Below are 24,321 nucleotides of genomic sequence, written 5' to 3' on the forward strand. Positions count from 1 at the left end.
CGGTGTCTGGGCCAACCTAGACGGTGACCGGGTCAACCGTAGACGGTGACTGGGTCAACCGTAGACGGTGACTGGGGTCAGCCCTTTACAATGAAGATTCGGCGATGGGAACCGGATGATGCAGGAGCGGGCTTTTGTTTTCATGATGATCGCCCCTATATCAGGAACATCCTTCCTGCGATTCCCTTCCGGAGCTCCTCATGTCTTCCTACGACTACGACCTCTTCGTCATCGGTGGCGGTTCAGGAGGTGTGCGCGGCGCCCGTGTCGCCGCCTCGCTCGGCAAGAAAGTGGCGATCGCCGAGGAGTATCGCTACGGCGGCACCTGCGTCATCCGCGGCTGCGTGCCAAAAAAGCTCTTCGTCTACGCCTCGCAGTTCCATGAGCATTTCGAGGATGCGGCGGGCTTCGGCTGGACGGTCGGCGAAACCAGCTTCGACTGGAAGAAGCTGGTGGCGGCCAAGGATGTTGAAATCGCCCGGCTCGAAGGCCTCTACAAGAAAGGTCTCGCCGGCGCCAATGCCGAGATCCTGGAAACGCGCGCGGAACTCGTCGATGCCCATACGGTCCGGCTGCTGAAAACCGGACAGACGGTGACGGCAAAGACGATCGTGATCGCCACCGGCGGACGGCCGAACCCGCATGCGGCCCTTCCCGGTCACGAACTCTGCATCTCCTCCAACGAGGCCTTTCATCTTGAAGAACTGCCGAAATCGATCGTCATCGCCGGCGGCGGCTATATTGCCGTCGAATTCGCCAATATCTTCCATGGCCTCGGCGTCGAGACGACGCTGATCTATCGCGGTGCCGAGATCCTGTCGCGCTTCGACGAAGATTTGAGGCGCGGGCTGCACGAGGCGATGGTCGCCAAGGGTATCCGCATCCTCTGCCACGATACGCTGCAGAAGGTTTCGAAGGGTGCGGACGGGCTCGTTCTGGAGACGCTGAACAACGGCACGCTGCAAGCCGGCGTCGTCATGCTGGCGCTCGGGCGCGATCCGAACACCGAAGGCCTCGGTCTTGAGGCGGCCGGCGTCGCCGTCGACGAGCGTGGCGCCGTTATCGTCGATGAATATTTCCGTACCAATGTCGAAAACATCTATGCGCTCGGCGATGTCACCAACCGGGTACAGCTGACGCCGGTGGCGATCCACGAGGCGATGTGTTTCATCGAGACCGAGTACAAGAACAATCCGACCCGGCCGGATTACGAGCTGATCCCGACCGCCGTGTTCTCGCAGCCGGAGATCGGCACCGTCGGCCTTTCGGAAGAGGAGGCGGGCAGGCGTTATCCCGAACTCGAGGTCTACCGCGCCCAGTTCCGGCCGTTGAAGGCCACGCTTTCCGGGCGGGCCGAGCGGATGATCATGAAGCTGATCGTCGATGCGGCGAGCCGCAAGGTGGTGGGTGCCCATATCCTCGGCCACGATGCCGGCGAGATGGCGCAGCTGCTCGGCGTCACGCTGAAGGCCGGCTGCACCAAGGACGATTTCGACCGAACGATGGCGCTGCATCCGACGGCGGCCGAAGAGCTCGTCACCATGTATGCGCCGAGCTATCGGATCCGCGACGGTAAGCGCATTTGAGCCGCAACGTGCTTTTGCCTTGCATGTCGTTGACCCGGAACCGCTGCGCACTTCCGGGCGACATGCATTAGAGCGCCCTGCGTCCTTTCGGACGCACAAAGGACGCTCTAACTCTTTGAGCCTACGCATCGTGCTTTCCGAAAACCGATTTCGATTTTCCGGCCGATGCGCTAGCTGGTGATGCGCGGTGCCCGGATGACCTTGAGGAAAAGCGCCTTCATCGCATCGGCGATGCCTTCGGTCGGCGTCACTTCGAAATAGAGGCCGGGCGAGGCGCATGCCTGCATCTTCGTCGGGATCTCGCCCTGGAAAGGCTTGATCCACGTATTGTACCAGCTGTTTTTCGGCAGCGGCAGATAGGTGGTGTAGAGCACCGCGATCCTGATACCCTTGTCCTTCAGTGGCTGACAGAAGGACGTGTCGATCGGCTCCTGGCAACGGTTGCCGGTGAGTTTCTTGGTGCAGCCTTTCGGTTTTTCGCTGTCGCCGACGCCGTCCGAGACGAAGAACAGAATCTTCTGCGGTGTCGTGGCGGTGCTGCCGTCGCCGGGGGTGGTGATAATGGTTTTCATCTGCGTCAACGCGCTGTCGAAGCTCGTCTGCTGGTCGTTGTTATAGCCCTGAAACGGAATGGTCATGAGATCGACGGCGTCGGTATAGCTGCGCACCTTGTCGAGATCGTCCGTCGGGTCGGATATGGTGGTCAGCTTTGCATCCTCGGCCTTGGTGCCGAACGTATAGACGCCCATGCGGAACTGATTGCTGGAAACACGCGTGGACTTGGCGGTCACCGTCAGTTCCTTGGTCGCCTGGCGCACGACGTCGATGCGCATGCTGACACCAAGCTTCTTGGCGAGATTGTAATAATTGTTGTTGTTCTGCGTTTCGTGGCAGGCGAAGGCGCAGGTGTCGCTGGTGTTCTTTTCCATTGTCGCGACGTCGGTGGCGGTTGCGCCGACACCCATCGAAGGTGTGTTGTCGAGCAGGATGTAGAAATCCATGAAGGAGGCGGTTTGGTACTCGGCCGTCGCAGTGCCGGAGATCGTGATCGAATCCCGGCCAAGAACGCGCATGAAGGTGGTAGGCACAGTCGCGCTGAAGGAAACCTGCGAATTCAGCTTGTTGGCGGTCTTGGTGACATCGATTCCGAGATCGACCTGAACGTCGGTCAGCTCCCCGGATATTTGAGACATGAAGATGCTGCGGGCGTCGTCCTTGCCGAGCGAGATCGTGCCGTTGCCGCTCATGGTCATGGCGGCTGCGACGGCGCCGGATTTTTCGGCGATCGAACCGACGGCGGCAGCATCGGCAGCGGCGTAGAGCTGCGTCCTCAGGCTGAGTGCGTGGGCGAAATCCACCGCCATGCCGGCCGCTCCGAAGAGCGGCACCACCAGCAGTGCCGTCATGATGCCGAAATTGCCCGAGCGGTCCGATATGAAACCGGGCGGAAGGATCGCCATGCCATGTCCCCGAAGTTGAAACTCTCTCCGGTTCTACATTGAAAGTCTAAAGTATGGGAAAATCGACATGGTATACGCTGGTTTAACTAGAGCAGGGCGGGCGGCGGCGATGAGGCGACAACTGTCGGCGAATGGTCTTTGCAAGCCTGACCTAAAGGTCTATAAGCCGCCGCATATTGAGGGCATCCTGAGGTATGGATGTGAGAACAGGTGAGTGAGATGGCAGACAATTGGACCCCGAGCAGCTGGCGGCAAAAACCGATCCTGCAGGTTCCCGAATATCCCGACGCAGCCGCTTTGGCGGCAACGGAAGCCACGCTCGCCAGCTATCCGCCGCTTGTCTTTGCAGGTGAGGCGCGCCGCCTGAAGAAACATCTCGCCAATGTCGCCGAAGGCAACGGCTTCCTGCTGCAGGGCGGCGACTGCGCCGAGAGCTTCGCCGAACACGGTGCCGACAATATCCGCGACTTCTTCCGCGCCTTCCTGCAGATGGCCGTGGTGCTGACCTTCGGGGCTCAGCTGCCGGTCGTCAAGGTCGGCCGCATCGCCGGCCAGTTCGCCAAGCCGCGGTCGTCGAATGTCGAGAAGCAGGGCGATGTGACGCTGCCGGCCTATCGCGGCGACATCATCAACGGTATCGAGTTCACCGAGGAATCGCGCATTCCGAACCCGGAACGCCAGGCCATGGCCTATCGCCAGTCGGCTGCGACGCTGAACCTATTGCGTGCCTTTGCGATGGGCGGTTATGCCAATCTCGAAAACGTGCATCAGTGGATGCTCGGCTTCGTCAAGGACAGCCCGCAGGGCGAGCGCTACCGCAAGCTTGCCGACCGCATCAGCGAAACCATGGATTTCATGAAGGCGATCGGTATCACCTCGGAAAACCAGCCGGCACTGCGCGAGACCGATTTCTTCACCAGCCACGAGGCGCTGCTGCTCGGCTACGAGGAGGCGCTGACCCGCGTCGATTCCACCTCGGGCGACTGGTATGCAACGTCGGGCCACATGATCTGGATCGGCGACCGCACGCGCCAGGCCGACCATGCGCATGTCGAATATTGCCGCGGCATCAAGAACCCGATCGGCCTGAAATGCGGCCCGTCGCTGCAGGCCGACGATCTGCTGCAACTGATCGACATCCTGAATCCTGCCAACGAGGCCGGGCGCCTGACGCTGATCTGCCGCTTCGGCCATGAGAAGGTCGCCGACAGCCTGCCGAAGCTCATTCGCGCCGTCGAGCGCGAGGGCCGCAAGGTCGTCTGGTCCTGCGATCCGATGCACGGCAACACGATCACGCTCAACAACTACAAGACCCGTCCCTTCGAGCGGATCCTGTCGGAAGTCGAAAGCTTCTTCCAGATCCACCGCGCCGAAGGCTCGCATCCGGGTGGCATCCATATCGAGATGACCGGCAAGGACGTGACCGAGTGCACCGGCGGCGCCCGCGCGGTCTCCGCCGAAGACCTGCAGGATCGCTATCACACCCATTGCGATCCGCGCCTCAACGCCGACCAGGCGCTCGAGCTGGCCTTCCTGCTTGCCGAGCGCATGAAGGGTGGCCGCGACGAAAAGCGCATGGTCGCCAACGGCTGATCGCAGCCCCAAATGGATGAAGAAAAGCCCGGCGATGCCGGGCTTTTTTATGCTGCGAAGGTGGAACAGGCAGTCAGATGCTGGCTTGGACGCTGTGCAGATTGGCGTAGACGCCGTCTTGCGCCATGAGCTCGTCATGAGTGCCCTGTTCGACGATGCCATCAGCCGTCAGGACCAGGATGCGGTCGGCATGGCGGACGGTCGACAGACGGTGGGCGATGACCAGGGTGGTTCGGCCGTTTGCCAGGCTCAGCAGCGCCTGCTGCACCGCCCGTTCGCTCTCGTTGTCGAGCGCGCTGGTTGCTTCGTCGAAGATCAGGATTTCCGGATTCTTGAGGAAGGCGCGAGCGATGGTGATGCGCTGGCGCTGGCCGCCCGAGAGCTTGACGCCCCGTTGGCCGATATCGGTGTCATAGCCATGCGGCAGGGCGATGATGAAGTCGTGTGCATTGGCCGCGCGCGCGGCCGCTTCCAGCTCGGCATCGCTGGCGTCGGGCCGGCCGTAGCGCAGGTTTTCCGCCACTGTACCGGCAAACAGGTAGACATCCTGCTGCACCACCCCGACATGGCGCCGGAGCGAGGCCAGCGTCACATCGCGGATATCGATGCCATCGATCTGGATCGCCCCGGCCTCGACATCGTAGAAACGCGGTATCAGCGCGCAAAGCGTGCTCTTGCCGACCCCTGACGGGCCGACCAGGGCGATGAACTCCCCGGGTGCGATGGTGAGTGACAGTTGCTCAAGCACGCGCGGGCCATCGGCCTCGTAGCCGAAGGCGACATCGGTGAAGCTGATCTCGCCCCTTGGCGCCGGCATCGGAGGTGCCGCCGGCCGATCGGTGATATCGGGGGCGATCTCCAGGATCTCCATAGCCCTGACGAAGCCGGTGTAACCCTCCTGCCAGAGGCGCACGAAATTCGCCAGCCGCTGCACGGGATCGACCAGCACGGCGACGCAGAGCAGGAAGGTCAGCATATCAGGCACGGTCAGTTCCGCCGTTAGAATGCGCAGGCCGCCGACGATAATCACCAATATGGTGACGAGCTGGGCGAAGGTTTCGGTGCCGACCGAAAACCAGGCTTCGCTCCGATAGCCCTCGGCGCGGCTTTGCAGGAAGCGTCGGTTCTGCTCGGCGAAGCGTTCCTTCTCCAGCGCCTCGTTGGCAAAGGACTGGACGACGCGGATGCCCGCAAGAGCGTCCTCCACCCGCTCGTTGACGGCGGCGATCTGCCGCTTGCTGGCTTCGAGCGCGCGGTTCATGCGCCGGTTGAAATAGAGCGCATAGGCGACCGCCGCCGGTGTGAGCAGCAGGATGAGAGCCGCCAATGGCGGATCGATGAAGAACAGTACCAGCATGGCGCCGCCGTATTTGAGTACGGCGATGGAAAGATCCTCGGGGCCATGATGAAAGAGCTCGCCCAGCCACAGACTGTCATTGGTGATGCGGCTCATCAGCTGGCCGGTGCGCTGGCGGTCGTAGAAGCTGAACGAGAGCTTCTGGCAGTGCTCGAAGAGTTCCTGCCGCACCGTCGCTTCGATGCGCGCACCCATCACATGGCCGCGATAATCGACGAAGAAGATGGCGACGATCTGGACCGCCAGAACGGCCAGCATGACGCCGCCCATGGCAAGGATGTGTGCGAAGGCCTGCGGCGCGTCGGGCAGAGCCAGAAGGCGGCTCGTGACGATGTTGGCGCAGAGCGGCAGGGCGACCGCCGTGCCGGCCACCAGGATGGCGCAAAGCAGATCCGCCAGCAGCAAAGGCAGGTGCGGACGATAGTAGGAGAGGAATTTGCGCATACGCGACCAGCGCCGCTCGCGGTCGGCGGCATTCGCATCGTCGCGGAAGAATTTCAGGAAGGGGTTATGGCGTCGCGAGTTTTTCCTCGCGCGGGAGAACCGAATGTTCATGAAGCTGAATGTCCTTGTGGGGGATGTTTCCTTTCTGTTCGGACAGGGTCGCTCTCATGTCAGTCTCCCGGGGGTTGAATAAATTTGACCTGCAGTATCGCCGACAACAGCCGGCGATTCAATGCCGGGATGAGATGAGGTTGGCGGCTGTTGTTGTCGAGCAACAGGTGCCAAGCATGCATAAGGCCGGCAATTTTCAAGATTTCTGATGATTTCGTTGAACGGAATGGATTTGACGCCGCGGGCGATCGGCGGCAACGTCCCGTCATAAACGGGAGGGCGACCATGACCGAACGGCATACAGGTGGCTGCCTTTGCGGCGCCGTGCGATTTTCAACGACGGCGAAGCCAGGGCCTGTCGTCGGCTGCCATTGCTCGCAGTGCCGCCGGCAGACCGGGTTTTATTACGCCGCGGTCAACGTGGCCCGCGCGGCTCTTTCGGTCGATGGCACCGAGGCGGTCCGCTGGTACCGGTCGAGCGAAGAGGCGCAGCGCGGCTTCTGCTCGAATTGCGGCTGCGCGCTGTTCTGGCAGGCGGACGGATCGGCGGAGATTTCGGTCATGGCCGGCGCCTTCGACGCGCCGAGCGGCCTGACCTTCGGCCATCATATCTACTGTGCCGACAAGGGCGATTTCTACGAGATATCGGACGGCCTGCCGCAATACGCCGTGAATCCGGTTTAGCCCTTGGCGGCAAGCGCTGCTGTGAGGCGGGCCACGTCCTCGCGCAGCGCCGTCAGCTCGGTCAGCACGCTCATATCGATCTTCTGGTGCAGGGAGAGCACCTCAAGCTCGGCCTTGAGATTGACCTCGTAATCCTTGGCGGCCTCGAAGCGGTCGCGCTCGGCCTGGCGGTTCTGCGACATCATGATGATCGGCGCCTGGATGGCGGCGATCATCGACAGGATCAGATTCAGAAAAATGAAGGGGTATGGGTCGAAGGGATTCGCCACCAGACCGATGGTGTTCATCAGTGTCCAGACGGCGAGAAAGGCGAGGAAGGCGAGTATGAAGGACCAGGAGCCGCCGACGCGGGCGATGCCATCGGCAATACGCTCGCCGAAGGATGACTCGGCTGATAAGGCGGCGTTGACGTCGGTCGAGATGACCTTGCGTTGGTGCGCTTTCGCCAGCACGCGCTTTTCGACGTCGCCGAGCTCGTCGGCCGGTTTGTCGAAATGATGGTGCACGAAGTCCGAAAGATTAGACATTGCCTGTTTCCGATACCGGTTATCGATGCGGTCGCTTTCGGCGCCAGTATTCCGCTCCGGAGGCAAATTGCAATGCGTATCAGTGCCGCGCGGGGGCACGCGAGATCCGTTCCCAAAATTTCGTCGTCGCGAGGTGCGGCTTTCGGCCCGAACGTGTTGCGGTCGTGAAAGCTGCAGGCTAAATAAATGACATGACACAGGAAAACGCCCTTTCTGATATCTTCCGCATCGCCATCGGTCAGCTCAACCCGACGGTCGGCGATGTCGCCGGCAATCTGGCCAAGGCGCGCGAGGCGCGCGCCGACGCTGCCCGCGAGCGCGCACATCTGCTCGTCCTGACCGAGCTTTTCATCTCCGGCTACCCGCCTGAAGATTTGGTGCTGAAGCCGGCCTTCATCCGCGCCTGCTGGAAAGCGGTCGAAAGCCTGGCCGCCGAGACCGCCGATGGCGGGCCTGGTGTCATTATCGGATTTCCCCGGCAGGATGAGACCGGGCGCTATAATTCCGTTGCCGTGCTCGACGGCGGCAAAGTGATTGCGGTGCGCGACAAGATCGACCTGCCGAATTACGGCGAGTTCGACGAGAAACGCGTCTTCGACCAGGGCGCCATGCCGGGACCGGTGAATTTCCGCGGCGTTCGCATCGGCATTCCGATTTGCGAGGATATCTGGGGCGATCTCGGCGTCTGCGAGACGCTGGCTGAAAGCGGGGCTGAAATCCTGCTGTCGCCGAACGGTTCGCCCTATTATCGCGGCAAGGTCGATATCCGCCATCAGGTGGTGCTGAAGCAGGTGATCGAGACCGGCCTGCCGCTGATCTATGCCGCCCAGCTCGGCGGCCAGGACGAACTCGTCTTCGACGGTGCGAGCTTCGCCTTCAACGCCGACAAGTCGCTTGCCTTCCAGATGAGCCAGTTCGAAACGGCGCTGGCAGTGACGACATGGAAGCGCGGCGACAGCGGCTGGCACTGCGCCGAAGGGCCGATGGCGCATATTCCAGAGCGCGAGGAAGCCGATTATCGCGCCTGCCTGCTCGGCTTCCGCGACTACGTCAACAAGAACGGCTTCAAGACGGTGGTGCTCGGCCTTTCCGGCGGCATCGACTCGGCGATCTGCGCGGCGATCGCCGTCGACGCGCTGGGCGAAGAGCGGGTACGCACGGTCATGCTGCCCTACCGCTACACCTCGGAGGATTCGCTGAAGGATGCGGCCGACTGTGCGAAGGCGCTCGGCTGCCGCTACGATATCGTGCCGATCGAGCAGCCGGTGACGGGCTTCAGCAGCGCGCTCGCCAGCCTTTTCGAAGGCACGGACAGCGGCATCACCGAAGAGAACCTGCAGAGCCGGGCGCGCGGCGTCATCCTGATGGCGATCTCCAACAAGTTCGGCTCGATGGTGGTGACGACCGGTAACAAGTCGGAAATGTCGGTCGGCTACGCCACGCTGTACGGCGACATGAACGGTGGCTTCAACCCGATCAAGGACCTGTACAAGATGCAGGTCTATGCGATTTCCCGCTGGCGCAATGAAAACGTGCCGCCGGGTGCGCTGGGACCGTCTGGCGAGGTGATCCCGCAGAATATCATCGACAAGGCGCCTTCGGCCGAACTTCGTCCCGATCAGAAGGACCAGGATTCCCTGCCACCCTATCCCGTTCTCGACGATATCCTTGAATGCCTGGTGGAAAAGGAAATGGCGGTCGAAGAGATCGTCGCGCGCGGTCATGATGTCGCGACCGTTCACCGGGTCGAGCATCTGCTCTATCTCGCCGAATACAAGCGCCGGCAATCGGCGCCGGGTGTTAAGATCACCAAGAAGAATTTCGGCCGCGACCGGCGGTATCCCATCACCAACCGGTTCAGGGATCGCTGACGCAATCGAGATCGCTGACGGCATCACGTTTTTCGGGAGGAACCATGCGCAGCTCGGTTGAGATCTACAATGTCAGGACGGGCAGGGCCCGCGAGGTCTGGCAGACGGACAAGCTGGTGGAGGCGCCCAACTTTTCGCCGGATGGTTCCTACCTGCTCATGAACGGCGACGGGCTGCTCTACCGCCTGCCGCTCGATGGCGGCGACGTGGTCAAGGTCGATACCGGCTTTGCCGTCAACTGCAACAATGATCACGGCATTTCGCCCGATGGCACACAGATTGTCATCTCCGACAAGACCGAATTCGGCAAGTCGGCGATCTACACCTTACCGATCGAAGGCGGCACGCCGCGGCTCATCACAAAGAACCTGCCGTCCTATTGGCACGGCTGGTCGCCGGATGGGCGTGAGCTTGCCTATTGCGGCATCCGCGACAATGTCTTCGACATCTACACCATCTCCGTCGACGGCGGCGAGGAGACGCGGCTGACGCATGGCGAAGGCCGCAATGACGGGCCGGACTGGTCGGCGGATGGCCAGTGGATCTATTTCAATTCCAGCCGCACTGGGCTGATGCAGATCTGGCGCGTCCATCCCGACGGCACGGGTCTCCAGCAGGTGACATCAGACGATTACGGCAACTGGTTTGCCCATCCGTCACCCAACAACGACAAGGTGCTGATCCTGTCCTACGACCCCTCCGTCTTCGACCATCCGCGCGACCTCGAGGTGCGCCTGCGGCTGATGGACATGGACGGCGGCAATCTGAAGACGCTGTTCGAGCTGTTCGGCGGGCAGGGCACGATCAACGTGCCCTGCTGGTCACCTGATGGTGATGAGTTTGCCTATGTCCGGTACTTCCCGGCCGAGTAGGACGATGGACGGTATCTCGCTGTAACGATAGTCGAAGCGGGATCACAGTATACTCACGCCAACGGTATCCTGGTATTTCTTTGCCGTAATGCAAAGCTGAAAGCTTCCCATGTCATGCTATTTTCCTACGCTCGCAGCCCTTATGACGCTGACCTCGGTGTCAGCCCAGGCTGGCGATATCAAGGGAAAGACCTCTCGTCTCCCTACGAATGACTGCATAGAAATCGGCGGGATGGTCGTGACAGATGCAGGCCCAACATATGGGGCGACCGAGTTTAAATGTGGCGAGAAGTTATCCTTGGTGCTTGAACGTGAGACGGGCAGAAAGGGGAATAGCGCTGTGTGGACTGTGATCGATAGGATCACAGTTTCGAAGCCGTCACCGCGTCACGAATTTCTGGAATCGGCATTTTGCTCATCGAGCCAGTTTCCAAACGATTTTGTTTTCGCTCTCGGAGAGATGGTGGAGCTACCAGATCGTTCCTACCGATCAGAGAACGTAGTTGCAGCCTGGAGATTTGATATCCAGTCCGAAAAGATGGCGGCCATCCCGGTTGAGGGCATGCTTTGCGAATTGGACCCTGGTGACTGAAGCCTTGCACTTTTGAGCGCCAAACCAGCTCTCAATAAGATCGCCTTGCCGCGACCTACCTACAGGACGCGTGAAATGGCCGAACAATGGGGCGATGCGATAGCACATAACCCCGAAATCGAATGTGCGTCTCGGGGTTATGTTGAATTGCGAGGTCGTTAGCGCGTCCGCCGCCGCTCGCGGGCGGACTCCGCCAGGTCTTCCAGTACGGCGACCGACATGTCCCAATCGATGCAGCCGTCGGTGATGGACTGGCCGTAGACCAGCGGCTTGCCGGGAACGAGATCCTGGCGGCCGGCGACGAGGTTGCTTTCGATCATCATGCCCCTGATGTCGTTGTTCCCGGCGGCGATCTGCGCGGCGACGGATTTGACGACAATCGGCTGGTTCATCGGGTCCTTGCCGCTGTTGGCATGGCTGGCATCGACGATGATGCGGGGGGCGACGGCGAGCTTGACGGCTTCGTTCGTGACAGCCTCGACGTCGGCAGCTTCATAGTTCGGCCGCTTACCGCCGCGCAGGATGATGTGGCAATCCTCATTGCCTGTCGTCGAGGCGATGGCCGCTTGGCCGTCCTTCGTTACCGCCGGGAAGTGATGCGGCTGCGAGGCGGCGAGGATGGCATCCAGCGCAACGCGGACGCCGCCGTCGGTGCCGTTCTTGAAGCCGATCGGGCAGGAGAGGCCGGAGGCGAGCTGGCGATGGATCTGGCTTTCGGTCGTGCGCGCGCCGATCGCGCCCCAACTGACGAGGTCGGCGATGTACTGCGGCGTGATCGTGTCGAGGAATTCGACGCCGGCGGGAAGGCCCATCGCATTGATGTCGAGCAGCAGACGCCGGGCAATGCGCAAGCCTTCCTCAATGCGGTAGCTGCCGTCGAGATGCGGGTCGTTCATCAGACCCTTCCAGCCGACGGTGGTGCGGGGCTTTTCGAAATAGACGCGCATGACGATCTCGAGATCGCCGGCGAAGCGCTGCCGCTGTTCCGTGAGCCGAGCGGCATAGTCCCTGGCGGCAACGGGATCATGGATCGAGCAGGGGCCGATGACGACGATCAGGCGATCGTCTTCGCCCCGAAGAATTTGGTGGATCGCATCGCGATTGCTGGTCACGGTCTTGCTGACATCAGCATTGCGGGGAATTTCCGCGATGATATCGGCAGGCTTGGTCAGGGGGGTAATTTCGACGATACGCAGATCGTCAATGGTATCAGACACGGTATGGCTCCTGTTTGGTCATACCCGCGCGGAACAAAAAAGCCGCCAGGTAGACTAGCGGCTGTTCGGGTTGTCGTCGCGTCGAATTCAGTTACGCATAGACCCGCATCCGCTGTGAGCAGCGGTACCAATAAAATCGCGAGGCGTAGATTGATGTGATCGACATGGGGCGTATGTAGTGTCACGCCTGCGCGTTGTCACGCAGAATTTTCTGTCTGGAAGCTGGTGCTTTTGCGGGAGGTGCAACGGAGATGAAATCGAGAGCGCGCCACAGAGAGCGCGGTGAACTAGATGAGGAGCGGCTGCGCAACTTGGGTCAAACGACATACCGTCTCTTGCGCTTTATGGATGTATTAGGCGTGGTGCTCCACCACAGGTTCCGTCTTGCTCACCAGAGCCCGTTTGAAGAAATGACGGGAAGTTGGATTGGGTGTCGATGAACAGGAGAGAGACTACACGGCAGCCATTCACATTGTTCCCTGCCAGCCGAATACCAAGATTGGTGGAAAATATGGGGTCGGGGTTCCAGTGCTCATAGCGTCCGGTATCAAGGAGTTTATCGCGTTCGGCAAGAAAAGCCGCTCTCAGGAGACTCTCTTCGTCAGCAGAGATTGGCTTCGCCTGTGGAGCAAGTTCGAGATTGCAGGAACGTCTTGTTTTGCCGCCATGCGGTGGATACTCCGTTTCGACCACGACAAAACGGTCCCCTGGAATTCCCCAACGCTGTTCGGCCACGTCGTAGCCGGGCATGATGGCCTTGGTAGATCCGGCCATCGTCGGCGGCGCTGCGATCCTCAGGCTTTGTCCCAAGTCGCGTAATCCCGTTGCATCGAAGTCTTTGCCCGTTTCTATTGCAACTCGGCACTGTGTAAACAAGTCTCGCCAAACGCCGGAAATGTTTTCGCCAGCGTTGGCGGAGGCTATCAGAGCCAAATTCAGAAGCACTGACAAGGTGATATGGCGCAAGCAGAGTTTCCTTTATCACTGGCATCGCCGCGGTACCCGAGATGATAATGGTCTCGGGGGATGCACGAAGCACGTCGCACTCAATCTCACTCATGCGACGTGCGCGCCAAGTCGTAGTCCATGCATATCGCCCGGGCTTGCTACCGGGCAATATGCATTTGCACTGTTTTAATGAGATTACAGGGCGTCGACGTTGACACCGACGGTGATGGCGCCGATCGGCGTGCCTTTGTCGTCGGAAATCGTGACGCTTGCCTGCGACTGCAGCGTCTGGGTCGACTCATCCTTTTCGATCTCATCGACGAAGACGGCGTCCTTGCCGGCGCCGAAGGACTTCTGGAATTTGCCCTCGTCGCCCTGCCAGTAGTCGGATGTGGTGTCGCTTTGACCGACATTCAGGCCTTTTGCATCCATGACGAAGATTTCCGTGATCTTGCCGCCGGAAGCCTCCTTCTTTCCCTGAAGGAATTTCGACAGTGCATTGTTGAGCACGCCGTCGATCATCGAGTGGTCTGAGCCATCGACTTCGGCACGCCACTTCTTGTCGAGGGCGTCAACATCAGCCGCGCTGAGATTGGCGTTGGCAGTGTTCTGCGCCTTGACAGCCTCGATGATGGCTGGGTCGTTGAGCCAGGGCTTGACGTCGCTCGTCACGTAGTCGGAGATCGGGGCAAGCTTGGCATCTTGCGCCATGGATACGCCCATGGGCATGGCAAATGCGGTGCAGGCCAAAAGAAATGCGGGCACGATTTTCTTCATAAGCGTTTCCTTCCTGATTATAGGTTGCTGAGAACTAAGGCTTATCGGATGCAGACGACGTCAGAACTCCTCCCAGGCACCGGGAGCAGCGGCAACGGCGGCATTTCCTGTATGACGCTGCGCGAAGGCTCTGGGCTCAGGACGAGCTTGGCGGGCGGCTTGAACGGGTTTGGGCTGGCTGGCGGTAGACGCACTGACGACGAACCTGCCGGCCGAGTCCTGTAGAAGGCGTCCTTGCGACAGCAGTTCGTGGCAGGCCGCGTTGGTTTCCTCGACCATTGCCGCGTTCTGCTGTGTCGTCTGATCCATCTGGTTGATCGCGCTGTTGATTTCCTGCAGGCCCGTCGCCTGTTCGCGATAGGATTGGACGATGGAAGCGATGCTATCGCTGATGCGGTTGATCTGCTCCTCGATCTTCAGGAGTGCGTCACCGGTTTCGTTCACCAGCCCGACGCCCGCGGCAACTTCCTGGCCGGATACGTTGATCAGGTTCTTGATTTCCTTTGCGGCATTTGCCGACCGCTGGGCGAGTTCACGCACTTCCTGCGCAACGACCGCAAAACCCTTGCCGGCCTCGCCGGCGCGCGCGGCCTCGACGCCGGCATTCAGCGCCAGCAGGTTCGTCTGGAAGGCAATCTCGTCGATGACGCCGATGATGCGGCCGATCTGGCTCGACGAGTTTTGGATCCGGTCCATCGCCCCGATCGCATCGCGCACCACCGTCGCCGACACATGGGCGCTCCGTTTTGTCTCCTCGACCAGCTGCCCGGCATTTTCAGCCCGTTGCGACGATGTTCTGACCGTGGTGGTCACCTCATCCAGTGCGGCGGCGGTTTCTTCCAATGCGGCTGCCTGTTGCTCTGTGCGTCTTGCGAGCTGATCCGCGGAGGTCGCCAGCTCGCTCGAGCCAGTTTCGACAGCCACGGAGGCGGTCTTGATCTCTGTCAGGGCGGCTGCGACCGCATCGACCATGTTATTGAAATCCTGACGCAATTTGTCGAATTCTGGACCGACATCGGCCAGGTGTATCGAGAAGTCGCCAGCGGCGAGCCCTTCCAATGCATTTGCGAGAGCGTTCATGACCAGCCGTTGCGTGTTGCTGGCCTCTTCGGTCAACAATGCGTTGCGCGCCCGTTCGGCGTCGAGCGAGGCACTCTGCTCGGCAGCCGCCTGCTCTCTCTCGACCTTCGCAATCGCCTCGTGACGGAAAACTTCCAATGCACGCGCCAGAAAGCCGATCTCGTCGCCATTTTCCCTGTAGGTGACGGGAGAGACCAGATCGCCTTTCTGCAACGCGCTGATTCGTTCGCTGATCACCCTGATGGGCCGGCCGACCAGGCTGCGCATGGCGAGAAGGAAGGCAACGACGGCCATGGCGGTAATCGCGGACTGCGTGAGCAGCGAAATGAGAACTTTCTGCCTGACTTCGGAAGCGATTTTTTCGACGGACCAGTTCGTGACGATGTAACCGGTGGCCTTGCCCGACTTATCCAGCGGGAGCGGCGCGATGATCGTCACGACGCCGGCAGATATTCTACCGTCATCGATGGTCGTCTTTTCCGGTTTCGCGGTGAGGCTCTTCGCCAGATCGGCTGGTGCGGGCAAACCACTGACGCCATCGCGCGCCCAGGTATCGACGGCGGCAGGTTCGGCGTTGAATGCGGCAAACTGCACGAGATCGAGCGAGGGGTCGTCGCGGTAGAGCGAATAAGCCTCTCGAACGGCGTTCGCCTTCCCCCATTTCACGCCGCCCGCAGCCAGAGATGCAAATTGCTCGGCATCCTTGGACCAGTTCGCCTTCGCGCCATCGATCAACGCCCGGGTTTCGTACATCCAGGTATAGGTGGCGAAAGCGGAAATGCCGCAGAGGTTGACGGCAACGATAATCGCCGCCAGCTTGGCGGTCAGAGGCATCGTTTTCAAAAAATGAAACATTCCGCGGCGGCCTAGAATTGCGGCTCAGTCGGACATGTTCCCGACTGGCGTATCAATACGGGCATCGACGCTGACGGTCACATCACGAGCCCTCATGCCCATGTCCTGATAGCAACCCAAAACGCGCAAACGCAGTGTGTATTTGATGTGTGAATAAATCATAAAGTAGAATGGGGTGTTGGGGTACACGTGGGTCATTTCACCCTGGCGCCTGCCGGTGCCGAGTCTTGCGAACCGGCGGGTGAGGAATGCTTCCATCGCGCCAGGCAGATCTGTCTCAATCAGCTATTTTCCGCCACGGCCTCTTCGGGCTCGGCATGCCTGCGCTTGCGACCGCGCGCCGTCAGTTCCGCGCCGGCATCATGCGGCAGGCGCAGGAAGGTGATGCAGGCCAGCGCCGAAATCGCCGAGACGCTGAAGAAGGCGATGTGGAAATCGGAGACCAGCAGCCTACCGTCGTGAAAGCTGCTGGAGATTTCGAGGATGCCGCCGGCGATCGCCACGCCCATCGCCATGGAGATACGCTGGGCAACGGCATTGATCGCGGTCGCCTGGCTGCTGTCGGCGTCGTCGACATCGCCGAAGGCCATGGCGTTGACGCCCGAAAAAGCCATGGAGCGGAACAGGCCGCCGATCAGCAGGCAGGCCATGATCAGGAACAGCGGCGTTTCGGCGGTGAAAAGGCCGTTGATGCCGAGGAAGATCGCCGCCAGCAAGGTCGTGATTGATATGACGGTGCGGAAGCCGAAGGCATTGAAGGTACGCGCGGCGGCGAATTTCGAGCCCATGGAGCCGAGCGCGCTGACGAAGGTGACAGAGCCCGATTGCAGCGGCGTCAGGCCGAAGCCGAGCTGCAGCATCAATGGCATCAGGAAGGGCAAGGCGCCGAGCCCCATGCGGAAATTCGAGGCGCCGAGGATCGCCGCCCGGAACATCGGATAACGGAACATCTTCGGATCGAGAAGCGGATAGGGCGCGCGGCGGGCATGGAGGAGGTAGATGAGGCCGGCAAGGATGCCGATCGCAACCGTGACATAACCGTAAATGACGGGCACGGCCGGCAGGCTGATCACCGACACGCCGAAGACGAAGCCAGAGAAGCCGATGCCGCAAAGGAAAAAGCCCGGGAAGTCCATCGGCCGCGGACTGCGTGGCTCGACGGCCGGCAGGAAACGCGTGACGAGGATGATGCCGAGCACGCCGATCGGGACGTTGATCCAGAAGATCCAGTGCCAGGTGAGGTAGGTGGTGAGGAAGCCGCCGATCGGCGGACCCATGATCGGGCCGATCAGAGCGGGAATGGTGAGCCAGGCCATGGCATCGACGAGTTCGTGACGCGGCGTTCCCCGAACCAGCAGCAAGCGGCTGACCGGCGTCATCATCGAGCCGCCGGCACCCTGGATCAGGCGCGACACGACGAAGGCTGTGATCGAGTTGGAAAAGGCGCAGGCGATCGAGCCGATCATGAAAACGAAGATCGCCATGCGGAAGATGTTGCGCGCACCGAAACGATCGGACATCCAGCCGCTGATCGGGATGAAGATCGCCAGCGCCACGAGATAGCTGGTGACGGCGAGCTTCAGCGCGATCGGCGAGGTGCCGATATCGGCGGCGATTGCCGGCAGGCTGGTGGCGATCACGGTCGAATCCATCTGTTCCATGAACAGGGCGACGGCAAGGATCATGGGTGTGAGGCGGGGCACGGGCAACCGGGATGCTGCGATGGACTGTCTCAGTCCATACGCCTTCGGTGGCGATAAGGCCATAGGAACGATGGGGTGAAGAGGCTTGCCAAGCCGCTTCAAACCGACGCGGGGCGGCTGTCTGTTCGCTGCTGGATAGAGGGGGTGCGCGGTGACGTCTTGCTCCATTCTCACCTCCAGAGCATAGCACTGCCTCATCCTCAAACCACAGTCGAATTGCATGCCTCATCTTCGGCGCAGCGGCGAATCTTTCCTGAGCCGAAGACGAGGAAGCTGGCCGTGGCCAGCAGCCACGCACCGAGGCCACCGTAGAGCATCACCCAGCCGAATCCCTCGACGAGCGCGTCGCGGATGATGTTGGCGGGCAGATCGGGGAGGGAGGCGATGTTTCCGGCTGAGATGCGTTCAGCCATAGCCCGCAGTTGTTCCGGGCCGAGCGTCGCCGGCAGGACGTTTTCTAGATGTGAGAACACGCCGCTGACCAGGATGAAGCCCATCACTGCGATGTTGATCGCGAGTGAGATCATCCGGGCGCTCATATCGATCCCCGATGCCATGCCGGCGCGGTCGCGCGCGACCGCACCTGTCGTCGTGTTGGTGACGGGGGTATTGGTCATTCCGAGGCCGAGGCCGGAAAGCAATGCGCCGGGCAGCATGGTCAGCCAGCTTGCCGCGTCGGAGGCAGCTCCGAACCGCATCAGCAGGAAACCGAGGCCGATCGTGAACAGGCCGATTGGAATGACGAGACCGGGGCGATAGCGCAGCGATAGCCGCTCAGCCAGCGGCGGGACGATGAGCGTGGGAAGCGTATAGGCGAGCAGCGACAGACCGGCGGCGAGACTACCATAACCAAGGCCTGCCTGAAACCAGATCGGCAGATAGATCATGAAGGGCCAAAAGCTGATATTCATCGCGACCGAGCCGATTACGGCGCCGGAGAAGGCGCGGATGCGAAAGACCGAGACATCAAACATCGGCCGCGAATTGATCTTCTCTGCAACGATGAAGGCTATGAAACTTGCGGCAGAAAGGCCGATGGCTGCAAGTGCCGTAGTATTGTCAAAACCGAGGGCTGGCCCCTGGGTGATGTAGAAGGCAAGGCAGAAGACGGAAAGCGACAGGGTGGCGATGCCCGCGATATCGAGGCTTTTCGCCTCGGGGTCACGCGATTCACAGACACCGAAGACGGCGAGCGTGGCTGTCACGGCCGCCAGCACAACATGGACCAGGAACACCCATTCCCAGGTCGACAAGGCCGCGATCATAACGCCGACCAGCGGCCCGAATCCCAAGCCGATGCCGAAGATAATCCCCCACCAGCCGAAGGCCATGCTGCGCTGCCGCCCCTCTGGAAACTGGTGCGAGAGGACGGCCACTTGGCAGATCAGCATAGCGCCGCCACTCATGCCCTGGAGGAAGCGGGCGACGATCAGAACGGGTGCATTGTCCGCGAGCCCGCAGATCAGCGAGGTCAAGCCGAAGGCAATGATGCCGATCAGGAAGACGCGCTTGCGGCCATAACGGTCGGCCAGCGTGCCCGTTGCCATAAGCACCGTAGTCACCGCGATCGTATAGGCATTCATGATCCATTGAAGTTGCCGGAAATCGGCATGCAGCACCGCCTCCAGCGTCGGCAATATCGCGGGTACGCTTGAGATCTCCAGACCGAACATAAGGGACGAAAGGCAGGCGGCTGCCAGGGCGACGATGCCCTGCAGCCTGGATGAGGCAATGGAAGCGGGTGGCATGGTTGGTCCTTTCAGCACGGGATGGGCGACGACGAAATCCCGATGACAGGTGAAATCGGGGCGCTGCCGGTTCGAGCCACCATAGTCGGCGCTTGACCATAACTGAATTGGATGATTTTCTATTTCAGAAACAACAATTTTGGATGGTTGCTATAACAATGCTCGATGTGGATGCGGTGCGGGCGTTCGTGACCATTGCCGAGCTGCAGAGCTTCACCCGCGCCGCCGAGGCGTTAGGCAGCACTCAGGCGGCAATCAGCGTCAAGTTGAAGCGGCTGGAGGAGCGTCTCGGCCACAGGCTGATCGAGCGGACCCCGCGCTTGGTGCGCCTATCGGCGCAGGGCGCGGTCTTTCTTCAATCCGCGCGGGATTTCATCGGCGCCCATGATCGTGCGGTCGCAGCCCTTTCCTCGACAAATCGGCACTTCACGCTCGGCATCGCCGCGCATGTGGCGGGGCCGGAGGTTCCGACGATTCTGGCGCGTCTCAGCGCTCACGATCCAGGGCTGACGATCGAGGTGCAGCTCGACAATTCTCGAGTGTTGCTCGATGCATTCGATCGCGGTGAGCTGGATGCGGCGATCATTCGCCGGGAAGAGGATCGGCGTGACGGTGAGGTGCTTGGGCCGGAGCATTTCGGGTGGTTCGCGGCACCGCAGTTCGAGTATCGCCGCGGTGAGCCGCTGCGTCTTGCTGCACTGTCGCCATCTTGTGGCGTCCACAACATCGCTACCCACGCGCTCGATGGTGCAGGAATCGCCTGGAACGAGGTTTTCCTGGGCGGGGGCTCGCTGGTGATGACGGCGGCGGTGTCGGCTGGGCTTGCGGTCGCGGCATTCTCCCACCGTCTCGCGCCGGTGGGCTCGATGGAAGTGAGTCAGCGCTTCAGCCTGCCGCCGCTGCCCTCGTCGGAGATCGTCCTGCATTCGACACTAACGGATGCAAGATCGCGCTCGGCGCTCAGAACCCTGGCTGCGGCGTTCAGGGAACATCGCGCCTCTGCCAACTGAACGCGGCTTCAACGCCACATCGGCTCGCGGCTTGCCGCCGCCGCGCTTTCCTGAAATAGATGCGCCGTCAGGTGCCCGCCGATAAGGCGGGAGAATCGGGAATCCGGTGCAAGACCGGAACGTGCCCAACGCTGTAAGGCCGACGCTTGCCGCTTCATCACGCCACTGGCTTTTCGCCGGGAAGGCTGCGGCAGACGGATGACGCCGAGTCAGAAGACCGGCCTGGCAAGATAGACCGATCCGCGCGGACAGCGGGGCGGTCGCGTTGTTGGGGATTTGACGATGCGACCCTTTGATGAGGATGCCCTTTCGGCGGCGTCCGGTTTTTCCTTGGCCGAACGCGAGGCCGTCTATCACGCGATCATGACGCGGCGCGACGTTCGCAGCCAGTTTCGACCCGATCCTTTGCCTGACGATGTCGTGCAGCGGCTGCTGATGGCCGCTCACCACGCACCCTCGGTCGGCTTCATGCAGCCGTGGAATTTCATTCTGGTGAAAAGTGTCGCTGTGCGGGCGCGCGTCCGGGATGCCTTTGCGAGTGCCAACGAGGAGGCGGCGCAGATGTTTGCCGGCGAGCGGCAGCAGGCCTACCGCGCCCTCAAGCTCGAAGGCATCGTGGAGGCGCCGCTCGGCATATGCGTGACCTGCGATCCCACGCGCAGCGGCAGCGTGGTGCTGGGGCGCACCCACAATCCGAAGATGGATTCATACTCGACGGTCTGCGCCATCCAGAATCTCTGGCTGGCGGCGCGGGCGGAAGGGGTCGGCATCGGTTGGGTCAGCATCTTTCGCGAAGGCGATCTGAAAACCATTCTCGGCATACCCGAGCATATCGAGGTGGTCGCGTGGCTCTGTGCCGGTTTCGTCGATCGGCTCTATGACGAGCCGGAACTCTCCATCAAAGGCTGGCGGCAGCGCCTGCCGCTCGAAGACCTCGTCTTCCATGATGGGTGGGGACTGAACACCTAGGGCACGGTCTTCCCGGGGGCCGTGCGGTCGAGCATGGCCTCAATCGCGCAGTCACGCCATTGACCGTCAAGGTGAGCAAACCGATGTCGGTATCGCCGACGCCGGGCGAGGCCGAGATATCTTTATTCCTGGCCTTCATATCGATACGCTGAAGGCGAATCTCGGAATTTCCAATAGATATTCGGCTATCGGCGGCTCAATCGGAGGATAACGGCCCAATGAACATGATCGACTTGAAGGAACGCATCATCGTGATCACAGGCGGTGCGCGGGGCATCGGCTACGCGATCGCAGAGCGCGTCATCCAGTCTGGTGGCAAGGTGGCCATCTGGGACCTGAACGAAAACATGGCGAAGGACAGCGCTTCCGCTCTCGGATCCGGCACGGCTGCTTTCGGCGTCAATGTCGCAGATCCCGTATCAGTGAAGAGCGCTGCGGCGGCGACCGAAGAGATTTTCGGCCGTATCGACGGTCTGGTCAATTCTGCGGGGATCACCGGTCCGGTAAAGCCGACCATCGAATACGACCTCAAAGAGTGGAACGACGTCCTCGATGTCTGCCTCACGGGAACCTTCAACTGCTGCCGGCACGTCGTTCCGGTCATGTTAAAGCGCGACTATGGGCGGATCGTGAACATCTCCTCGGTTGCGGGCAAGGAAGGAAATCCGAACATCGCCGCCTACAGCGCAGCGAAAGCTGGTGTGCTGGGTTTCACCAAGTCTCTTGGCAAGGAACTCGCAAAGACGGGAATCGCCGTGAACGCGGTAACGCCAACCACAGCAAAGACACCTATATTGGATGGGCTGACACCCGAGTTTATCGAATATATGCGCGTCCGCATTCCGCGCGACCGTTTTGCTGAACTTCATGAGATCGCTTCGATGGTCGTCTGGCTGCTCTCCGAGGAGAACTCCTTCACGACCGCGTCGACGTTCGACCTGAGTGGCGGCCGTACGACCTACTGACCATTCAATCACTGCTGCTGTTGCGGCTGCGGACCTGACGTTGCCGGGTTGGCGAGATCAATCGACCCCTGATCGCCGGCCAGGAACTGCGGGCCGACCTGACGGACGCGGTTCTGCGTCGGATCATACGGACGCTCGGGAACGGACGGCTGCGGTGCGATCTGCGCTGTGCCATCCTTCGCCGGGGGATTGGTGCGGATGGTGGTGATCGAGCCCTGCTGCGGCGGTTCGCTGACCGCCTGCTTGCCGCGCATCTCCTCGTAATAGGCGGTGAGATTGCAGGCGCAGGCGGACTTTTCCCCGGGCGTGCGGTTCTTGTAGGCAAAGGCGTTCTTCATGGCGCTGTAGGGCGTGCCCGTTGCGACCGAGATCATGTTCGAGGCTTCGGTGCTTGTCACGTCACGATAGAACAGTTCGGTCTCGATGCCCGGGCACATCTTGGCGCAGGTTTGGGCGTCGCGGCCGAAATCGACCGATGTGGCGTTCGAGCTGATCGGGAAGAAGCCGCCGTCGCAGCTGCGCACACACATGGTGCTGACCGGCGAGAGCATCTCGGCCCGCGGCAGGCCGTAGCGCGGATCGACCTCTTCACCGCCGCCGAGCGGAATGAAGGTATCGGTGCGCATCGCCTGTTCCTCGACGCTCGGAGCCGGTTCGTTGGCGCTGCGGTCGCTCGGAGCATAGAAGTTTTCGCTGTTGCAGCCGTTGCGGTCGAGAGCCGCGACCAGTTCGCGGCGCGCGTCGTCATCGGCGCCATTCTGGTTGGCCAGCTCGTTGCGGCGGTCCTGGAGATAGCGGATATTGTCGATCATGCGGGCTTCGGACTGCGCGAGTTCGGCGCAATAATCGGCATTCTCGCCACCGATCACGACCATGCTGCCCGAGGTGCAGTCGTTGCTGCGCAGCTCGTTGCGAACCTTGCGCAGCTCGAGGTTCTGTTCGGCCATGGCGCTGGAATATTGGCGCGCTTCCGGGCCGTTGCCATTGCCGATCGATCGCGGCAGGTCGGCAAGGCGGCCGCGCAGGTCTTCACAGACGGCGCTGCTTTGCGCGGCGGCAGGCGCCGCAAAGGCAAGGAGAAGGGCAAGAGACAGGTTTCGGCGTTTCACGGCGTCGTCCCGGAATGAGCAAAGAATCGATCGGTCGATTGCGGCCTCGATCGCCGCGCGTTGTCTCTTAACGTGTTTCTCTTAATAAGCTTGGAGAAATTCCTAGCGCATTTTCGCGATTTTATCCAGTGGACCGCCAGAGACCCAGTGTTCGATTGTGAAGAAGCTGCCGATGGCAATCAACGAGGCCAGTGCTCCACTCCAATCTCCAGGGTCGCTTGGGGAACGTACTCATATCAGGACGTCGAAAATGACAGGTATTGCCAACGAACTCAGCTCCCCCGCAACGACAGTCGGGCTGCCGGAAACCCAAGACGGCTTCCACGTCTTCGTGGACGGTTGTTATGAACCGGGTTCTGGGCACGGAGGCTGGGCATTCGTCGTTTATCGCGATACCGCGGAAATCGCGTCCGGCTTCGGTGGCGCCGAAGATTCCGCCAATAATTCGATGGAATTGACCGCCGTGCTCAGGGCGGCAATCTGGATCAACAGCGAGGCAAGCGGCGAGCCTGTCACCATCTGGTCCGATTCCGTCTACGCCGTCAAAGGCTGCAACAGCTGGCGATACATCTGGAAGAACAACGGCTGGAAGAAGGGCAGCCCGAATGGGAATGCGCGAAGGCGAACGATCGCCAATGCGGAACTCTGGAAAGCGGTCGATCTTCAATTATCCCAGAATGCGCTCATGACCATTGCCTGGTGCAAGGGCCATTCCGGCATTGCCGGTAACGAACGCGCCGATGTGCTCGCGGATAAAGGGCGCCTGTCGATACGGAGTGCCTGAGACGGCATCAGGACATGTGTCGGGACGACTTCAGGGTCTTTACGCTGTGTTGCGGGCAA

At 61.0% G+C, this 24,321-nt stretch carries 19 protein-coding genes and 1 riboswitch; of the genes, 9 read left to right on the top strand and 10 right to left on the bottom strand.

Annotated elements, in window-relative coordinates:
* Positions 1-200 precede the first annotated feature (200 nt).
* Complete coding sequence (gene gor, locus ACM5SV_RS25705) at positions 201-1,586, top strand: glutathione-disulfide reductase (protein ID WP_222014884.1); 1,386 nt, start codon at positions 201-203, stop codon at positions 1,584-1,586.
* 170 nt (positions 1,587-1,756) lie between these two features.
* On the opposite strand, the gene ACM5SV_RS25710 is transcribed toward gor, so the two are convergent.
* Positions 1,757-3,046, bottom strand: coding sequence for a TadE/TadG family type IV pilus assembly protein (locus ACM5SV_RS25710; RefSeq protein WP_221991528.1), 1,290 nt, complete (start codon positions 3,044-3,046; stop codon positions 1,757-1,759).
* 219 nt (positions 3,047-3,265) lie between these two features.
* Here ACM5SV_RS25710 and ACM5SV_RS25715 point away from each other — a divergent pair, with 219 nt between their 5' ends.
* The gene (locus tag ACM5SV_RS25715) at positions 3,266-4,639 is read left to right on the top strand and encodes a class II 3-deoxy-7-phosphoheptulonate synthase (RefSeq protein ID WP_003540243.1); all 1,374 of its coding nucleotides are present in this window, start codon (positions 3,266-3,268) and stop codon (positions 4,637-4,639) included.
* Between the two features lie 73 nt (positions 4,640-4,712).
* Here the strand turns inward: ACM5SV_RS25715 and ACM5SV_RS25720 are convergent, their stop codons facing one another.
* Positions 4,713-6,551 (bottom strand): ABC transporter ATP-binding protein, encoded by a 1,839-nt coding sequence (locus ACM5SV_RS25720; protein WP_222014883.1) that lies wholly within the window; start codon positions 6,549-6,551, stop codon positions 4,713-4,715.
* A 285-nt stretch (positions 6,552-6,836) separates the two neighbouring features.
* Between ACM5SV_RS25720 and ACM5SV_RS25725 the strand changes: the two genes are divergently transcribed.
* Positions 6,837-7,235, top strand: a complete 399-nt coding sequence (locus ACM5SV_RS25725) for a GFA family protein (RefSeq protein WP_419425443.1) — start codon at positions 6,837-6,839, stop codon at positions 7,233-7,235.
* Here ACM5SV_RS25725 and ACM5SV_RS25730 read toward each other — a convergent pair.
* A complete protein-coding gene (locus ACM5SV_RS25730) occupies positions 7,232-7,762 on the bottom strand; it encodes a DUF1003 domain-containing protein (RefSeq protein ID WP_138329258.1) in 531 nt (176 codons plus the stop codon). The two genes, ACM5SV_RS25725 and ACM5SV_RS25730, sit on opposite strands and share 4 nt — an antisense overlap.
* Before the next feature lie 191 nt (positions 7,763-7,953).
* Between ACM5SV_RS25730 and ACM5SV_RS25735 the strand changes: the two genes are divergently transcribed.
* Positions 7,954-9,633, top strand: coding sequence for an NAD+ synthase (locus ACM5SV_RS25735; RefSeq protein WP_222014881.1), 1,680 nt, complete (start codon positions 7,954-7,956; stop codon positions 9,631-9,633).
* A 44-nt stretch (positions 9,634-9,677) separates the two neighbouring features.
* Positions 9,678-10,505, top strand: a complete 828-nt coding sequence (locus ACM5SV_RS25740) for a TolB family protein (RefSeq protein ID WP_105006329.1) — start codon at positions 9,678-9,680, stop codon at positions 10,503-10,505.
* A gap of 750 nt (positions 10,506-11,255) precedes the next feature.
* On the opposite strand, the gene ACM5SV_RS25745 is transcribed toward ACM5SV_RS25740, so the two are convergent.
* From ACM5SV_RS25745 to ACM5SV_RS25770, 6 genes are all read right to left on the bottom strand, one after another.
* The gene (locus ACM5SV_RS25745) at positions 11,256-12,314 is read right to left on the bottom strand and encodes a 3-deoxy-7-phosphoheptulonate synthase (protein WP_018445143.1); all 1,059 of its coding nucleotides are present in this window, start codon (positions 12,312-12,314) and stop codon (positions 11,256-11,258) included.
* A gap of 342 nt (positions 12,315-12,656) precedes the next feature.
* On the bottom strand, positions 12,657-13,280 hold the full coding sequence (locus ACM5SV_RS25750; protein WP_105006327.1) for a hypothetical protein: 624 nt from the start codon (positions 13,278-13,280) through the stop codon (positions 12,657-12,659).
* A 177-nt stretch (positions 13,281-13,457) separates the two neighbouring features.
* The gene (locus ACM5SV_RS25755) at positions 13,458-14,039 is read right to left on the bottom strand and encodes a hypothetical protein (RefSeq protein WP_024321864.1); all 582 of its coding nucleotides are present in this window, start codon (positions 14,037-14,039) and stop codon (positions 13,458-13,460) included.
* 60 nt (positions 14,040-14,099) lie between these two features.
* Positions 14,100-15,974, bottom strand: coding sequence for a methyl-accepting chemotaxis protein (locus ACM5SV_RS25760; protein ID WP_419425444.1), 1,875 nt, complete (start codon positions 15,972-15,974; stop codon positions 14,100-14,102).
* 281 nt (positions 15,975-16,255) lie between these two features.
* Complete coding sequence (locus ACM5SV_RS25765) at positions 16,256-17,659, bottom strand: MFS transporter (RefSeq protein WP_260690155.1); 1,404 nt, start codon at positions 17,657-17,659, stop codon at positions 16,256-16,258.
* Positions 17,660-17,877: 218 nt separating this feature from the next.
* Positions 17,878-19,425: an MFS transporter gene (locus ACM5SV_RS25770; RefSeq protein WP_222014871.1), complete on the bottom strand. Its 1,548-nt coding sequence runs from the start codon at positions 19,423-19,425 to the stop codon at positions 17,878-17,880.
* Positions 19,426-19,577: 152 nt separating this feature from the next.
* Here ACM5SV_RS25770 and ACM5SV_RS25775 point away from each other — a divergent pair, with 152 nt between their 5' ends.
* The 3 genes from ACM5SV_RS25775 (at position 19,578) to ACM5SV_RS25785 (ending at position 22,369) form a co-directional block, all read left to right on the top strand.
* A complete protein-coding gene (locus ACM5SV_RS25775) occupies positions 19,578-20,435 on the top strand; it encodes a LysR family transcriptional regulator (protein ID WP_409936790.1) in 858 nt (285 codons plus the stop codon).
* A 52-nt stretch (positions 20,436-20,487) separates the two neighbouring features.
* Positions 20,488-20,676, top strand: a riboswitch (cobalamin riboswitch).
* A 41-nt stretch (positions 20,677-20,717) separates the two neighbouring features.
* Positions 20,718-21,404 (top strand): 5,6-dimethylbenzimidazole synthase, encoded by a 687-nt coding sequence (bluB, locus tag ACM5SV_RS25780; RefSeq protein ID WP_029875494.1) that lies wholly within the window; start codon positions 20,718-20,720, stop codon positions 21,402-21,404.
* A 218-nt stretch (positions 21,405-21,622) separates the two neighbouring features.
* The gene (locus tag ACM5SV_RS25785; RefSeq protein WP_222014868.1) at positions 21,623-22,369 is read left to right on the top strand and encodes an SDR family NAD(P)-dependent oxidoreductase; all 747 of its coding nucleotides are present in this window, start codon (positions 21,623-21,625) and stop codon (positions 22,367-22,369) included.
* Between the two features lie 8 nt (positions 22,370-22,377).
* Here the strand turns inward: ACM5SV_RS25785 and ACM5SV_RS25790 are convergent, their stop codons facing one another.
* Positions 22,378-23,478 (bottom strand): DUF2865 domain-containing protein, encoded by a 1,101-nt coding sequence (locus ACM5SV_RS25790; protein WP_222014867.1) that lies wholly within the window; start codon positions 23,476-23,478, stop codon positions 22,378-22,380.
* 250 nt (positions 23,479-23,728) lie between these two features.
* On the opposite strand from ACM5SV_RS25790, the gene ACM5SV_RS25795 reads away from it, so the two are divergent.
* Entirely contained in the window at positions 23,729-24,262 is a 534-nt protein-coding gene (locus ACM5SV_RS25795; protein ID WP_222015026.1) for a ribonuclease H family protein, read from the top strand.
* Positions 24,263-24,321: the final 59 nt, after the last annotated feature.

It is taken from the genome of Rhizobium sp. CRRU65 (assembly GCF_048551595.1).
Lineage (GTDB): Bacteria > Pseudomonadota > Alphaproteobacteria > Rhizobiales > Rhizobiaceae > Rhizobium > Rhizobium leguminosarum_J.

Excerpts from the sequence above, each read along its gene's own strand:
- ACM5SV_RS25740 (WP_105006329.1), top strand. The coding sequence starts at position 9,678 with ATGCGCAGCTCGGTTGAGATCTACAATGTCAGGACGGGCAGGGCCCGC.
- ACM5SV_RS25755 (WP_024321864.1), bottom strand. The coding sequence starts at position 14,039 with ATGAAGAAAATCGTGCCCGCATTTCTTTTGGCCTGCACCGCATTTGCC.
- ACM5SV_RS25725 (WP_419425443.1), top strand. The coding sequence starts at position 6,837 with ATGACCGAACGGCATACAGGTGGCTGCCTTTGCGGCGCCGTGCGATTT.
- gor (WP_222014884.1), top strand. The coding sequence starts at position 201 with ATGTCTTCCTACGACTACGACCTCTTCGTCATCGGTGGCGGTTCAGGA.
- ACM5SV_RS25720 (WP_222014883.1), bottom strand. The coding sequence starts at position 6,551 with ATGAACATTCGGTTCTCCCGCGCGAGGAAAAACTCGCGACGCCATAAC.
- ACM5SV_RS25770 (WP_222014871.1), bottom strand. The coding sequence starts at position 19,425 with ATGCCACCCGCTTCCATTGCCTCATCCAGGCTGCAGGGCATCGTCGCC.
- ACM5SV_RS25730 (WP_138329258.1), bottom strand. The coding sequence starts at position 7,762 with ATGTCTAATCTTTCGGACTTCGTGCACCATCATTTCGACAAACCGGCC.
- bluB (WP_029875494.1), top strand. The coding sequence starts at position 20,718 with ATGCGACCCTTTGATGAGGATGCCCTTTCGGCGGCGTCCGGTTTTTCC.
- ACM5SV_RS25760 (WP_419425444.1), bottom strand. The coding sequence starts at position 15,974 with ATGTTTCATTTTTTGAAAACGATGCCTCTGACCGCCAAGCTGGCGGCG.
- ACM5SV_RS25710 (WP_221991528.1), bottom strand. The coding sequence starts at position 3,046 with ATGGCGATCCTTCCGCCCGGTTTCATATCGGACCGCTCGGGCAATTTC.
- ACM5SV_RS25765 (WP_260690155.1), bottom strand. The coding sequence starts at position 17,659 with ATGATCCTTGCCGTCGCCCTGTTCATGGAACAGATGGATTCGACCGTG.
- ACM5SV_RS25795 (WP_222015026.1), top strand. The coding sequence starts at position 23,729 with ATGACAGGTATTGCCAACGAACTCAGCTCCCCCGCAACGACAGTCGGG.
- ACM5SV_RS25785 (WP_222014868.1), top strand. The coding sequence starts at position 21,623 with ATGAACATGATCGACTTGAAGGAACGCATCATCGTGATCACAGGCGGT.
- ACM5SV_RS25735 (WP_222014881.1), top strand. The coding sequence starts at position 7,954 with ATGACACAGGAAAACGCCCTTTCTGATATCTTCCGCATCGCCATCGGT.
- ACM5SV_RS25715 (WP_003540243.1), top strand. The coding sequence starts at position 3,266 with ATGGCAGACAATTGGACCCCGAGCAGCTGGCGGCAAAAACCGATCCTG.